Here is a 15,101-nt window from a genome sequence, read left to right on the forward strand (position 1 = left end):
AGAATAAACGAGCTAATTTAACAATTATTTACTCTTGTTTTTAGGAGAAATTATTATATGTTTGTGAGAAAAGGTTTATTTTTTTTACTACTTTTCTTAGCATTGTTAATTATAATTTCTTGCAGAGTAAAAAACGTTAGCGCTAAGAATAGCAATTATATTGTAGTTAAGGGCATAAGCAAAAAAAATCCTCTTAACATCTTTGAGTTGGAATTTACAATATGATTTGAATGGTGATATGGCTGATGACAGTTAAGGTAAATAATTTAATCTTAGATAAGATTAAAAACTTTTTTATTAAATGTGAATTTGATGAAGATCCTATAAAAATAGGATCTATGAATTTTAATGAGCGAGTAGAGTTACAAAAACTCTCATTATAGGTACAGTATGTATGTTTGATAAAATCAATGTAATGTCTGAAAATATTAAAGATTATTGCAATCATTTCGTATTATTTAGATTAATATGTATTAAAGGAAATTAAATGGAGTTTTTATATTCTGATGAAGAGAATAATTTAAAAAATAGATTTTTTGATTTTTTTAATATGAATATAGATAAAGATAAATATACAAGTATTGGAATTTGTGGCGGTCGAAGCATAGCCACTTTTTTAAGTGTTTTTCTTAAACAAAATTTTTCTTTTAGAAGATCACATTTTTTTTTAGTTGATGAACGGTGTGTTCCATTGAATAATGAGGATAGTAATTATAATCTTTTAAATAAGAATTTTTTTTCCAAAATGGTTGATGAAAATTTAATAAGCATTTCTAAATTTCATGCTTTTGTTTATAACGAAATAGACGAAACTACAGCTATTCATGACTATAATATTGAATTTAATTCTAGGTTTAATATTTTTGATTTTATTTTAGTTTCTGTTGGTGAGGATGGTCATATCGCATCGCTTTTTCCTTCAAGAAAACTGCTGTTTTCAGATGTAGAAGGTTATCAGTATGAATACAATTCTCCCAAATTTCCTACTAAAAGAATAAGCTTGACGCCAAAATCTTTGTTTAATGCAAAAGCTGTTGTTTTGTTATTTATGGGCGTTGATAAAAAGCGTGCTTTAGAAAATTTTTTAAGTTTTAATAGTTCTATCAATGAATGTCCAGCTAGACTTCTCAAAGAGCATCCCAATTTATTGGTTCTTACAAATATTAAAAGAGATGAAGGTTATGCAGGATCCTAGGCTTTCTAAGTATAAAAATACTAAAAATTTAAGCAAAAAAACTGTTGAAGAAATTGATACTTTGAGCTTAAATAAAAATTTTTCCGATTCAGAGATTCAAGGTTCTATGCTTAGATCTTGGATAAATCTTATTAAGGGTAATAAAAATAAAACACCTATTAAGTTTAAATCCAATAATATTAATGATTTAAAGCCAGGGTTTATTCGCAAAGAGAGTAAGGTTACAAAGATTGCAAAATATTTTTTGGCTATTGGGCTTGAAAAATCTGCAAAGATTATGTCTGAGCTTGATGATTCGGATATAATCTTAATTACTAGAGAAATTTCAAAGATTAATTACATTGCTCCAGAAGAAAAAGATCGTATTATTAAAGAATTTGAAGAGTTGCTAAGAAATGAAAAAAGGTATGTTAAAGTTGATAATAACTTTGCTTATGATTTATTGAATAAAACGTTAGGAAAATCTAAAGCAAAATCAATTTATAAAAAAGTTACTGGCAATGATATTTTTATTCCTTTTGATTATTTATCTCAAATTGAGCATGAACAACTTTGGGCATTAATTAAAGATGAAAATATTAAAACGCTTGTCATATTATATAATTATTTAAATAAAGATCAAAAAAAGTATGTTTTTTCAATGCTAGGAGAAGAAAAGAGAAGAGAATTCGTAAAAGATCTTGCTAAAGCAAGGCAATTAAGCATGGAGACAATAGAGGCAATTTCAAATAAACTTAAGGATAGGTTTAAGATGCAAGGGAGACTTAAGACAGATAAACTTGACGGATCTAAAATACTTGTTGATATTTTAAGCTATATGGATTCTAATGAAGAGAAAAATCTGCTTAATAAAATTAATATGCAGGATTTAAATCCTGCTGTGGACAATGAAATTCGAGAAAAAATATTTGATATCAATGTAATATTGAGAATAATGGATAATGATTTGCATAATATTTTAAGAGAGTTTACAGACAAAGAGATTGCAATTATTATTAAAGATAAAACTGATGAGGTTAGAGATAAAATGCTTTCAAATGTTTCAAAAAGGCGCAAAGAAATTATTTTAGATGAGGAAGCTTTTTTAGGAAAAATAAGCAAAAAAGATTTAAAAACCATGACACTATTTTTTATTAATTATATTAAAAATTTAACTTTAAAAGGCGATTTGACAATATATAGAAAAAATGAGGAATTTATTTAATGACACTTGACAAGTTGCGTAAAAAATATATTGATTTTTTTAAATCAAAAAAACATTTTGAAATAATGGGTAAATCATTGGTTCCCGAAAATGATCCTACGGTTCTTTTTAATACAGCCGGCATGCAGCCTCTTATTCCTTATCTTCTTGGAGAAGTGCATCCATCAGGAGATATGCTTGTTAATGTTCAAAAATGCTTGAGAACAGGCGATATTGATGAGGTTGGAGATTTAAGCCATTTAACTTTTTTTGAAATGCTTGGAAATTGGTCTCTTGGAGCTTATTTTAAAGAGTATTCTGTAAAGTGTAGTTTTGAATTTTTAACGTCTTCTGAGTATTTAAATATTCCAAAAGACCGTCTTTATGTGAGTGTCTTTGAAGGTGATCAAGAGATTCCTCGTGATACAGAGACGGCTAAAGTTTGGGAAAGTTTAGGTATTCCCAAAGATAGAATATATTATCTTTCCAAGGATCATAATTTTTGGGGGCCTGTTGGATCTAAAGGACCTTGTGGACCAGATACTGAAATATATGTGGATACTGGAAAGATTAATTGTTCTATTAACTGCAATGTTACGTGTTCTTGTGGTAAATATTTTGAAATTTGGAATAATGTTTTTATGCAATACAATAAAGATGAAAATGGTAATTATATGGAATTGGATCGAAAATGTGTCGATACGGGAATGGGGCTTGAGAGGACAATTGCTTTCTTGCAGGGCAAGTCTTCAGTTTATGATACAGATGCATTTATGCCTATAATAAAGAGAATAGAATTTATTTCTGGTAAAATTTATGGGCAAAAAGAAGACGATGATAGATGTATTAGAATAATCTCTGACCATATTAAAGCGGCTTGCTTTATTCTTGCTGATAGTTCTGGTGTTTTCCCTTCCAATTTGGGTCAAGGATATGTTTTAAGAAGGCTAATAAGACGATCGATTAGATATGCAAAAAAGCTTGGAATAAAGTCCCATTTTTTAGCTGATCTTGTTGATTCTGTAGAGACTATTTATAGATCTTTTTATAATGAATTAACAGAAAAAAAAGATTTTATCAAAAAGGAATTGAGTACAGAAGAAGAGAAGTTTTTTAAAACTTTATTTCAGGGTGAGCAAGAATTTATTAAAATAACACGAAATTTGTCTTCTAAGACTATCCCTGGTGATATTGCTTTTAAACTTTATGATACTTATGGTTTTCCATATGAATTAACAGAAGAGCTTGCGTTTGAATATGGCTTTGATATTGATAAATCGGGCTTTAATGAGTATTTTAAAAAGCATCAAAAGACCTCGAAGAAAGGGGGTGACAAAGTCTTTAAAGGAGGCCTTGCTGATTATACTTATGAGACTACTAAGTTGCATACAGCGACTCATTTGCTTCATAAGGCGCTTCAATTAGTACTAGGTGATCATGTTAAGCAAAAAGGAAGCAATATTACTGCTGAGCGATTAAGGTTTGATTTTGTTCATTCTAAAAAGATGACAGATGATGAGATAAAAAAAGTTGAAGATATTGTTAATTTACAGATAAAAAATTCTTTATCTGTAAAAAAATCTATAATGGAATTAAGTGAAGCTCGAGAAAAAGGCGCTATGGCTCTTTTTGGAGAAAAATATGATAATTTGGTGAGCGTTTATGAGATAGATGGATTTTCACTTGAAGTTTGTGGAGGCCCTCATGTAGAGAATACCAATGAACTTGGTACTTTCAAGATACAAAAAGAACAATCCTCATCTTCGGGTATAAGAAGAATAAAAGCTATTTTGATTGATGAGTAAAAATTTTATTATTTGTTGATTTATTTTAATAGGAGGCTTTATGATAAAATCAATTTTGGATTATTTATTAACTTTGCATCCTGTATTATTAGGACTTTTGGGTTCTACTTTCACTTGGTTTACTACAGCTTTTGGTGCAGGAGCAGTTTTTTTCTTTAGAAAGGTAGATAATAAAATAATGGACGCTATGCTTGGTTTTTCGGCAGGTATTATGATAGCGGCCAGTTTTTTTTCTCTTATTCAGCCGGCTATAGAAAGAGCAGAAGAGCTTGGATACATTACTTGGATACCAGCTGTTTTTGGATTTCTTGTTGGAGCATTTTTTATATATATTGTAGATGTATTTGTTCCAGATCTTGATAAACTTACTTTTATTGATGAGGATTTAACTAAACATGGAAAAAAAGATTTTTTACTCTTTACTGCTGTTACTTTGCATAATTTTCCAGAAGGATTAGCTGTTGGAGTTGCTTTTGGAGCCTTGGCGTCTAATCCAGATATTCAGACTTTAGTTGGAGCTATGCTTCTTACACTTGGTATTGGAATTCAAAATATTCCCGAAGGAGCGGCTATTTCTCTCCCTTTAAGAAGAGGTAATGTTGCTTTGCTAAAGTGCTTTAATTATGGCCAAATGTCAGGATTAGTGGAAATTGTAGGGGGGCTTATGGGTGCTTATGCGGTTTATTCTTTTACTCGAATTTTACCTTTTGCTTTAGCTTTCTCAGCAGGAGCTATGATTTATGTGTCAATTGAACAATTAATACCTGAAGCTAAAAGAAAAGACATCGACAATAAAGTGCCAAGTATATTTGGTGTTATTGGTTTTACATTAATGATGTTTCTAGATGTTTCATTAGGTTAAAATTATCCAAATTTTCCGCTAATATATTCTTCAGTTTTAGTATTTTTAGGATTGAAGAATAGTTCATCAGTAGGACTTTCTTCTTCAATGCAGCCGTTAAGGAAAAATGCGGTTCTATCAGATATTCTTCCGGCCTGTTGCATGTTATGAGTTACAATGATTATTGTGTAACTTTCTTTTAAGTTTATTATTAGCTCTTCAATTTTACCTGTTGATATTGGATCAAGTGCAGAGGTAGGTTCATCCATTAGTATTACATTTGGCTCTATTGCAAGAGTTCTTGCAATGCAGAGTCTTTGTTGTTGACCCCCTGACAGGCTTAAAGCATTTGTATTAAGTTTATCTTTGACCTCGTCCCAGAGTGCAGATTTTTTTAGTGATTGTTCTACTATTTCATCTAATTTTTTTTTATCTTTTGTTCCATGAATTTTTGGTCCATAGCTTATATTGTCATAGATAGACATTAAAAATGGATTAGGAGTTTGGAATACCATTCCTATTTTTCTTCTAAGTTCTAGGATATCGAAATTATTTGAATAAATGTTTTTCCCCTCATATATTACATTGCCTTCTATTTTAATACCCTCAACAAGGTCATTCATTCTGTTGAGAGTTCTTAAGAATGTTGATTTGCCGCAGCCAGATGGGCCTATTAAAGCGGTAATACTATTTTTTAGTATTTTAATATTTATTTCGTTTAAAGCCTTAAAGTCTGTATAAAATAGATTTAGATTTTCTGTTTCTATTATAATTTCATTTTTTGGTTTATCTTTTTCTTTTACCACTTATTTAATCCTATATAATTTGTTTATTAAAAATTTTGATGTTAAATTTATTATGAGCACCATTATTACAAGTATTGAAGCTGTTCCAAATCCTTTGTCTAGGTGCCCTTCTTGAAATAACATCAGCAAGTGCACAGTTAATGTTCTTGATGGTTCATTTAAATTTGTTGCAAGCCCCAAGTTTGTTCCCATTGTAAAAAGCAATACAGCTGTTTCACCCAAAGCCCTTCCTATTGCAAGAACTATTCCTGTTAGTATTCCAGGAATAGCTGCTGGAACCATAATTAAAATTATGGTTTCTGTTTTGTTTGCTCCTAAGGCGAATGAAGCATACTTGTATGATTTTGGGATTGTTTTAAATGTTTCTTCGGTTGTTTTAACAATCATTGGCAATATCATTAGAGAGCTTGTTATTGCTCCCGAAAGTATTCCCATTCCAAAAATTGGCACAAAAAATATTAGTCCAAAAAGTCCAAAAATTATTGCAGGAATTGAAGAGAGAATATCAACACTCATAGATAGTATTTTGTAAAATATTTTGTTAGAAGTGTATTCGGCAAGCATTATGCCAGTTCCTATTCCAATACATATTGAAATAGCAGTTGTTAGTAATATTACATAAAAAGTATTTATAATTAAGTAAGAAATTCCACCATATGCACCAGAATCTCTTGGAATAGATAATATGAAATTTAAATTCAAAGGACTACTTTTATCAAGGTAATGCATTTTAATAAAGGGCGCTTTAATATCTTGAAAATAATGCCAAGGTACAATTGCTAGTGCGCCTTCTGTTTTTTCTATAGTTTCTATTATTTTTTCTTTTTGATCAAGATATTTTATTATTTTTAATTCAATATCCTTTGATATTAAATTAATCCATTTTTCTTTACCTTTAATAAGTTTTTCAACCTCATCAACACCTAGTGTATTGATTATTTCATTTTCATTTTTTGTTAAAGTTTTTTTACTTATTAGGACCGACATAGTTTTTATTTTTAAAGCTTTAATATTGGGATATAACTTAAAATCTAGGGATTCGAATTCTTCTTTTGTTAAGTAACTTATAGATCCTATTGTGCTGTTTATGGTTTGAAGTATTTTTTTTGTAGATGGTTCGATTTTTATGTATCTTTTATTAAATACATTGTTTTTGATTAGTGTTCTTAAAATGGCTTTGTTAGATATGCTGTCAAGTGAATTGGCAATAGGTATAATATCTATTCCTTGGTCTGAAATGCTTCCCCAGTGTGAAATTTTATTATTATATATGTTGTAAATGTCTTCTGTTGAAATTTTATCTATATTGATATTTTTATTAACAATAAAAGCAATTTGTATTTCTTTACCGTCTTCTGTTTTAAATGGCACAAAGCTTTGAGTTTTGTTTAAAAATAAAGTTTGTTTTTTTTTGAAATAAAACAAAGAGTTGTACAATATATAGGCTATTAGAAAAATTAATATCGCTGTTAAAAAATATGCAATAAAATTGATTATAAAGAAATAGAACTTGTTAATCAATTTGTTTATTTGAGTTTTGGTCACTTTTTCTTTAACCCTTTATTTGAAGATAGTATAAAATTTTTGAGTAAATTTGTAATTATTGAAAATAGTAATAACACTAGAGCTGTAGAAAAAAGAGCTTCTCTGTGGACGCCTGAAGCGTATCCCATGTCCATAGCAATATTTACAGTTAGAGTTCTAATGGGAGAAAATAGATTTTTTATAAAAAGAGGAGAACCCCCTCCAACCATTAATACTGCTACTGTTTCTCCAATAGCTCTTCCTATTGCTAATATTGTTCCTGCTAGAATGCCCCGACTAGCTGATGGTATTATTATTTTATATATTGTTTGCCAGTCTGTTGCTGCTAATGCAAGAGATGCAAATTTATATGACTTAGGAACGGCTTTAAGCGATGAGTAGCAAACGCTAATTATTGTGGGAACTATCATTATGCTTAATATGAGTGATGAGCTTATTAAATTATATCCCAAATTGTCTTCTCTTTGAAAAATGGTTTTTACCAAAGTGGCAATAAATGTGCTTCCAAAAAATCCGTAAACTACACTAGGGATTCCTGCTAAAAGCTCTATTACTGTTTGTAAAAATTGTCGATAAAATCCTTTTGCTTTTTCAAGTAAATATATTGCAAATCCCAATCCAATTGGCAAAGCGATTAAAATAGAAAAAAGTGTAGTTAAAAAGGAATTAATGATAAATGCTAAGATTCCATAAGATTTTTCTAGATTGCTAGTAGGATCCCAATTTGTGCTAAGTAAAAAGTTGAAAATTTTAATTTTGTTATTAATAAATGGTGTTATTCCAGTTTTTAATATAAACATACCTAAAAACATTATTGATAGGGAGCTTATTATTGCAGATATAAGAATAAAAGATTTAAAAATAATTCCAATTATCTTTCTTTTTGTCTTTAAGCTTAGATACATTTTTTAAAAGAATCCCTTAAAGCTCATATTAGTGTTAAATTGTATTACTTGATTTGATATTAAGTCAAGTTTTCTTTTCTTTAAGTTAATTATTTTTTTATCCCTAAAAAACCTTGTTCTTCAACAATATCTTGTCCGGTTGAGCTTGTCATAAAATCAATAAATTGAGTTGCGTTTTTATCCTCGTATTTGCTATTTGTAACTATTACCAAATTTCTTTTAATAGTGTATTTATCGCTATTAATTGTTTCTTTTGTAGGGTATGTGCTGTTGATAGAAAGTATATTTAAACCCTTTTCTATTGAATTTTTTGCGTATCCAAGACCTATATATCCTATTGAGTGTGGAGTAAGGCTTGTTTTTTCAATTACCTCTCCATTAGATTTTACTACTATTCCATCTTGTCTAAATTGAGATTCTTCGTGAGTTTTAAATATTTTATTAAGAAGTAGATCTTTTATAGACGAATAAGAGCCAGAGGAAGAATCTCGATTAATAAAGTTGATTTTAGCATCAGGCCCTCCCACTTGTTTCCAATTTTGAATTTTTCCATTTAGTATTTTAGCTAGATTTTCTTCTGTAATATTTGTAATTTTTATTTCAGGGCTTGTGATAAAAATTAAAGCATCATAAGCGAATACAGTTTCTTTTGCGCCTTGTTCGATTTCTTCTTTTGTTAAATCTCTTGATGATATGGCTATTTTATATATTTTATTAAATAGTCCGTTTATGCCAACACTACTTCCTTGTGCATCGTATGTTACTTTAGTATTATTGTTTATTTTATTATATTTTAGAATCATTTCGTCTAGTATTGGACTTACAGTTGTAGATCCTCCAATTGATACAATTTTTTCATTGTCTTGATTTTTACAGTTGTATAATAAACTTGTTGATAGCATAAAAATTAAGATAATAAATTTTTTCATCAAGTAAACTCCTTTGTTTAAGTATATAATAGCATTAATTTAAAATAAGTCAATTATAAATTAACTTTATTGATTAAGTTATAATTGGGGAATAATAGCAAATATTTCAATTTTTTGGTATAAATTACTACTAGATTTGTATGTTAAGTTTTGTGAGGTAGTTAAATGGCAGTAGTGAGATCTAGCGAGATTGAAAAAGGTTCTTTTTTACTTATTAAAGGGGCTCCCCATATTGTTCTTGAAAGAGAATTTTCAAAAACAGGTAGGGGAGGGGCAATAGTAAGGTTAAAGCTTAAGAACTTAAAAAACAAATTTGTCATTAGAGAAACTTTAAAAGGTGCAGATACTGCAGAAGCGATTGAAATTTATGAGGCTAGTGTTCAGTATTTATACAAAGATAAAGACGTTTTAGTTTTCATGGATTTAGAAACTTATGATCAAATTAGTTTGGATTTAAAAGAAAATGCTAATTTTCAAGATAAAGTGCTTTTTTTGCAGGAGTCAGAAATTTATTCTCTTATAATGTTTGACAATGTAGTTATTGATATTAAGTTGGCTCCAAAGATTGCTTTTGAAGTTGTAGAGGTTGAGGCAGCTGTTAAAGGTGACACTGTAACAAATGCAATGAAAAATATTACTCTTAATACAGGGCTTATAATAAAAGCACCGCTTTTTATTAACGTTGGAGATAAAGTTTTAGTTAATTCTGAAACTAAAGAGTATGCAGAGCGAATTAAAAATTAAATCAATACTGTTTTTTTGTTATGTTGTTTGTTCTTGCGAAATAAATTATCCAGAGATAAAAGAACTTGATTATAAGGTGAATTATTATTTTACTGAGGATCGTTTAGATTATTTTATGAGTTTTGATTTTGCAATTAAAGTTCTAAATCCAAAAGATGTTTTTAAATTATCAATAGAGAATAAGGATACCAGTGAGTTTATTCAAGTGATTGATAATAATCATAGCTCTTTTTTTATTGATTCTAGTCTTGGTAAGGATATTTTATATTGTAGGGATTTGAGGTTTAATTTTTTTGATAAAACTTTTGAAGATTTTACATCATGCGTGCGTATTTTTGATAAGGGTATGAGGGTGTACAATAGAGAACTTGTTATTTCTTTAGGTATGTCAAAATATGATTTAGATGATGTGCACAATTATGTATATAAGTCTAAAGATATGACAATGTTAAATAAATTAAGCAATTCTAAGGTATTTTTTGTTAAAACTTTTAAAGATAAGTTATATCCTGTTTCTTCAGTTGTTAAAATTGACTCAATAGATACCTTGGAGATTGATAAAACATTGGATAATTATATAAGCTTTTATTATGTAGAAAAAAATTCAAATCTTTTTTTTAAGGTCAATTAAAAAAATCAAATTGGGCCCACCAGGACTTGAACCTGGGACCTACCGATTATGAGTCGGGTGCTCTAACCAACTGAGCTATGGGCCCTTAGCTTTAATTTATTATATTTATTTTTTATTCATTGTCAAGTTCATTTTGAATAGCTTCTATTTTAGAAGTTAGTGCATCTAGTTTGTTGTTAATTTTATCTTTTTCTTTTATTAGAACTTGCATTTTTTTTTGAATGTTTTTTATTTCTTCTTGTTTTGTTATTTTTATTAAATCACTACTTAAGTTTAATATTTTTTGGTTTGTTTTTTCTATTTTTTGGGCTATTGAGCTGATTGCGTTGGGTTTAGCTGTGATTTTATCTTTTTTTGTAGTTTCAATAAATTCTTCAGCAATTTTTTTTAAAATATTTTCTTTGTTTTTTATAATGACATTGATTTCGTTTTTTATTTGATTCTTTTTGTATATTTTTTCTTTTTTGCTTGTATATATTATTTGCTTTATTTCTTCTTTTATGCTTTTTATATTTGTTTTGATTTCATTTATTATTTTAAACTCTTTAATAATTGCATTGTTTAATTTTTTATCTAATGAAAATTCATTTATTATGTTTTCAAAGTTTTCAGAAGGGTAATATTTTATTAATATTTGTTTTTCGAATTCTTTTGATATTTTACATACATTTACCATATTTATAATATTGTTTATTGCTGAGTTGACTTTAAGTATTATTCTTTGTAAAGAATTTTTTGTTTTATAATCACTTGCTAATTCTATTTTTTTATATTTTTCAATTTTCAATTTAGAAAAATTCATATTGTATTTCGATATTAATTCTAGATTTTGAGGATAAATTTTGATTATTGTTTTAGCAATTTCTTTAAGGTTTTTTTTATATAATTTACTAACAGATTTATATTCTGTTTTAAGAATATAAATTTTTTTGTTTAAATTTTTTAATATGTTTTCATTTTCTTCTGATTTGCTTAAATTGCTTTTCATTTGGTACAATTCTTTTTCTGCTAATTTTAAATTAGGATAGTGTTTTAAATTTTTTAATTCTACCACATTATTATTTTTCAATACTTTTCCAAGTTCAATTAAACTTTTTTCTTTTTCTAGTTTTAACAAGCTGATTTCGGATTTGATTTTTTTTATCATGGGAACTCTGGTTTTATTTTATGCTCTGTCAACTTTTTTTTCAAGCTCAAATTTAGATATTTTGTAATAAATTTTTCGTCCATGAGGGCAATGTTTAATTTCTAGTTTAAAAAATTCATTTATTAAATATTTGCTAAATTCAACGCTTAATATGTCATTTGTTTTAACGGCCTTTCTACAGGCAATAGTTGCATATAAATCAGATTCAAGAGAATTTATTGTTCTACTTCTTCTTGATTGAAAAAAGTTAATAAGAGTATTTTCATATTGATTGCAAATATTAGGAATAGATTCAAGTTGATATTTTTCAGAGCCTATTTTAGAGATTATAATGTCCATTTTTTTATATTCTTCGATTTCACTATCTATAATTTTTTCTATGTTTTTATCAACTATTGTGAATTCAATTGGTATTAGAAGCTTTTGAATAGTTTTTTTTGAATTTCTAAGTTTTTCATATATTATTTTTTCGTGAACTGCGTGTTGGTCTATGAAGTAAATTTCATTTGCTTTTTCAACGATTAAAAATTCAGAGAATATTTGTCCTATATAGTTAAATTTTATATCTTCTTCTTCATTTTTGTTTGGTGGTTCTTCAAATTCTAAAAAGCTGTCAGAGAAAATGTTTGTGATGTTTTCCTTAAGTGATGGTCTATTTTCTATAATTGAATTATATTTCCTAAGGCCAACATCCTTTTGTATCATGTTTTTGTTTGGTTCATTTGTATTATCTTCTGTTTCTAAATTTTTGTTTTGTGGTACATCATATGTGCTGGTTTTATTAAAGTTTTCTGATTGGTTTATCATTTCTATTAAATGATCATCATCTGTTAATTGTCTTTTGATTATTACGTCGTGGTAGTTATTTGTATCTTTATCGAAAAAATTATTAATATTGTCAGAGATTAGTTTAAATAAAAATGGAAGATTGAAAAATCTTACTTCTTTTTTTTGAGGGTGGACATTAAAGTCAATATATTCAGGGTTTATTTCTAAAAATAAATAACATATTGGGAAGTTGCCAGGGGAAAGTATTCTGCTGTGACCATTAGTTATTGCTTCTAAGAGATCTTTTTGATCGATAGGTCTTCTGTTAACAAATGTTTTAATATGTCTTTTACTTTTTTTAGAAAAATTAGCTGGTGCTAAAAATATTTCTATTTTTATATTTTCATGTTCTTTTTTTAAGACCTTAAATTTATTATTTTCTATTACATTCCCATATACATTTTGTACTCTATCAATTAACGATTCTTTAAAGTAAATTTTTCTTAGTTTTTGATTCAAATTAATTTCGAAATTGATTTCAGGATGGGTTATTATTTTTTCTTCTAAAACTTTTAGACACATTTTTGTTTCAATAGGTTCTTGCTTTAAGAATCTTTTTCTTGCTGGAAAGTTGTGAAATATTTTTGTAACATCTACTATTGTTCCGTTTATGGCAGGTTGTTTTTTAAAGCATTTTTCAATGCCATTTTCCACTTCTATTTGATAGCTTTCATTGCCAGTTGTTGAGCTTGTTATTGAAATGTTGGAGCAAATTGCAATGCTGGAGAGAGCCTCTCCTCTAAATCCTAGAGTTTCTATTTTTCTTAAATCTTCTTCTGAGGATATTTTTGAAGTAGTGTGTGGTAAATAGCAGATTTTTAAATCCTCTTGACTTATTCCGCTTCCATTATCTATTATTAAGATTTTTTGAATTCCCCCTTCTTCAAGAAAGACCTCAATTTTAGTAGCCCCAGAATCTATTGAATTGTCTAGCAATTCTCTTAATATTGAACATGGTCTGTCTATTGATTCTCCTGCTGCTATTTTTTGAACCAAGTATTTATCTAAGAATCTTATTTTGTTCATTGAAATTTATATTCCTATTATTTTTTTAATATTTCCATTTTTTTTATAATTTGGAAATTTTTTAATAAGTTCCCTTAATGTTTGATCATTATTGTTCTCATTATATTCTATTATTCCGAGTGCATATAAGGCTTCTGGATTGTTTGGTTTTAATTTTGTATATTCCTTTAGAAGGTCTTTAGCTCTTGTATTATCATTAATTTCAATTAGAGTGGTTGCAAGATTATATTTTGCTTCAATATCTGAATTGATTATTGCTTTTTCAAAAATTTCAATTGCTTTTTGATAATTTTTTTGGTTTTTGTAAAGTATTCCAAGATTGTTTAAGGCTAATTTATTGTTTTTGTTTATTATCTTTTCAAGAGTTGAGATTGCTTGAGTTTTATTTCCCGATTTTTCGTATGCTTTTGCTAGGTTTATGTAAGCTGAAATATTTTCAGGGTTTTTTTCAATTACCAAGTTGTAAAGTGGTATAGCATTTTGATAATTTTCGTTTTTAAGATTTATGGATGCTTTTAAATATAAATATTCACTTTTTTCTGGATTTAAATTGATGGCCTTGTTTATTATTTCAAGAGATTCTTCAAGTTTATTGTTTTCAAATTTTGCTATTGATAGATTATAAATAGCAATTTCGTTAGGTTTTTTTACATTATCATTAAAAAATCCCAAATACTCTTCACTTTTTTTGAAGTTGCCCAGGTTGTTTGATACTATTCCAGCTTTTAATGCGTAATTGAGTTTTTTGTTTAGATCGTAGGCATTTTTAAAACTTACAAATGCTTGTTGCATATCGCCAGTTTTTTCTTCCGCTATTCCTTTTTGGTAGTAGGCAGTGTCATAATTTTTATCAATTTGTATTGCTTTCTCAAAAGATTCTATTGCTTGTTTGTTTTTATTTAGCAGTATTAAAGCTATTCCTTTGTTATTATGTGCTTTTTTGTGTTTTGGATCGAGCCTTATTGTTTGATTAAATGCCTCTATTGAGTGTTCATACTTTTTAAGCTTAAATCTAATAATTCCAAGTTTATAGTAATCTTCTTTGGCATTTGTGAGTTTGGTAATTTTGTCATATACGCTTTCTGCTTTTAGTAAATCTCCATCGTTTTCATAAGCTTGAGCTAAAGTTTTAGAGGCATAGGCATCATTAGGGTTGGTTATCAAGAATTCATTTAAATCTTTAATGGCTTGTTGACGTGTTTTTGGGTTTTCAAGATCACCAGGTTTTATTGAATAAACTTTAGATTTAAGGTCTTCCAATTGCTGTATTTTATTAGCTTGAGCTAAAGTTTTAGAGGCATAGGCATCATTAGGATTGGTTATTAAGAATTCATTTAAATCTTTAATGGCTTGTTGACGTGTTTTTGGGTTTTCAAGATCACCAGGTTTTATTGAATAAACTTTAGATTTAAGGTCTTCCAATTGCTGTATTTTATTAGCTTGAGCTAAAGTTTTAGAGGCATAGGCATCATTAGGATTGGTTATTAAGAATTCATTTAAATCTTTAATGGCTTGT

General features: G+C 28.0%; 14 protein-coding genes and 1 tRNA gene. 7 read left to right on the forward strand and 8 right to left on the reverse strand.

The annotated features are described in order from the left end of the window. The first annotated feature begins 245 nt into the window (after nt 1-245). The 5 genes from HNP63_RS06780 to HNP63_RS03185 all read left to right on the forward strand — a co-directional run bounded on the left by HNP63_RS06780 (nt 246) and on the right by HNP63_RS03185 (nt 5,045). Nucleotides 246-383 (forward strand): hypothetical protein, encoded by a 138-nt coding sequence (locus HNP63_RS06780; RefSeq protein ID WP_015055406.1) that lies wholly within the window; start codon nt 246-248, stop codon nt 381-383. Nucleotides 384-487: 104 nt separating this feature from the next. Then, nucleotides 488-1,195 carry a 6-phosphogluconolactonase gene (locus HNP63_RS03170; RefSeq protein WP_183227186.1) on the forward strand — a complete coding sequence of 236 codons (708 nt, stop codon included), beginning with the start codon at nt 488-490 and terminating at the stop codon, nt 1,193-1,195. Beyond that, on the forward strand, nt 1,182-2,399 hold the full coding sequence (locus HNP63_RS03175; RefSeq protein WP_183227188.1) for a flagellar motor switch protein FliG: 1,218 nt from the start codon (nt 1,182-1,184) through the stop codon (nt 2,397-2,399). The genes HNP63_RS03170 and HNP63_RS03175 overlap by 14 nt, the downstream gene beginning before the upstream one ends. Next, a complete protein-coding gene (locus HNP63_RS03180; protein WP_183227190.1) occupies nt 2,399-4,183 on the forward strand; it encodes an alanine--tRNA ligase in 1,785 nt (594 codons plus the stop codon). The genes HNP63_RS03175 and HNP63_RS03180 overlap by 1 nt, the downstream gene beginning before the upstream one ends. Nucleotides 4,184-4,223: 40 nt before the next feature. Beyond that, nucleotides 4,224-5,045 (forward strand): ZIP family metal transporter, encoded by an 822-nt coding sequence (locus HNP63_RS03185; protein ID WP_004790349.1) that lies wholly within the window; start codon nt 4,224-4,226, stop codon nt 5,043-5,045. A 2-nt stretch (nt 5,046-5,047) separates the two neighbouring features. Here HNP63_RS03185 and pstB read toward each other — a convergent pair whose 3' ends face one another. The 4 genes from pstB to HNP63_RS03205 form a co-directional block, all read right to left on the reverse strand. After that, on the reverse strand, nt 5,048-5,830 hold the full coding sequence (pstB, locus tag HNP63_RS03190; RefSeq protein WP_004790470.1) for a phosphate ABC transporter ATP-binding protein PstB: 783 nt from the start codon (nt 5,828-5,830) through the stop codon (nt 5,048-5,050). Further along, nucleotides 5,831-7,267, reverse strand: coding sequence for a phosphate ABC transporter permease PstA (gene pstA / locus HNP63_RS03195; RefSeq protein WP_150119849.1), 1,437 nt, complete (start codon nt 7,265-7,267; stop codon nt 5,831-5,833). Nucleotides 7,268-7,371: 104 nt separating this feature from the next. Continuing rightward, nucleotides 7,372-8,280, reverse strand: coding sequence for a phosphate ABC transporter permease subunit PstC (pstC, locus tag HNP63_RS03200; protein ID WP_004790395.1), 909 nt, complete (start codon nt 8,278-8,280; stop codon nt 7,372-7,374). Nucleotides 8,281-8,369: 89 nt separating this feature from the next. Then, entirely contained in the window at nt 8,370-9,209 is an 840-nt protein-coding gene (locus HNP63_RS03205) for an extracellular solute-binding protein (protein WP_183227192.1), read from the reverse strand. A gap of 165 nt (nt 9,210-9,374) precedes the next feature. Here HNP63_RS03205 and efp point away from each other — a divergent pair, with 165 nt between their 5' ends. Both efp and HNP63_RS03215 read left to right on the forward strand, forming a co-directional pair. Then, the gene (gene efp / locus HNP63_RS03210) at nt 9,375-9,953 is read left to right on the forward strand and encodes an elongation factor P (RefSeq protein WP_048830532.1); all 579 of its coding nucleotides are present in this window, start codon (nt 9,375-9,377) and stop codon (nt 9,951-9,953) included. Then, a complete protein-coding gene (locus tag HNP63_RS03215) occupies nt 9,931-10,584 on the forward strand; it encodes a hypothetical protein (protein ID WP_011600895.1) in 654 nt (217 codons plus the stop codon). Before efp ends, HNP63_RS03215 begins: the two co-directional genes overlap by 23 nt. An 11-nt stretch (nt 10,585-10,595) precedes the next feature. Here HNP63_RS03215 and HNP63_RS03220 read toward each other — a convergent pair. The 4 genes from HNP63_RS03220 to HNP63_RS06785 form a co-directional block, all read right to left on the reverse strand. Beyond that, nucleotides 10,596-10,669, reverse strand: a tRNA-Ile gene (locus HNP63_RS03220). A 27-nt stretch (nt 10,670-10,696) separates the two neighbouring features. Then, the gene (locus HNP63_RS03225) at nt 10,697-11,731 is read right to left on the reverse strand and encodes a hypothetical protein (RefSeq protein WP_004790132.1); all 1,035 of its coding nucleotides are present in this window, start codon (nt 11,729-11,731) and stop codon (nt 10,697-10,699) included. A gap of 18 nt (nt 11,732-11,749) precedes the next feature. Next, nucleotides 11,750-13,585: a DNA mismatch repair endonuclease MutL gene (gene mutL / locus HNP63_RS03230; RefSeq protein ID WP_004790591.1), complete on the reverse strand. Its 1,836-nt coding sequence runs from the start codon at nt 13,583-13,585 to the stop codon at nt 11,750-11,752. Between the two features lie 6 nt (nt 13,586-13,591). Then, a partial coding sequence (locus HNP63_RS06785; protein ID WP_235685144.1) for a tetratricopeptide repeat protein occupies nt 13,592-15,101 on the reverse strand: 1,510 nt, incomplete at its 5' end.

Origin of the sequence: Borreliella afzelii (assembly GCF_014202295.1) — a bacterium.
GTDB lineage: Bacteria > Spirochaetota > Spirochaetia > Borreliales > Borreliaceae > Borreliella > Borreliella afzelii.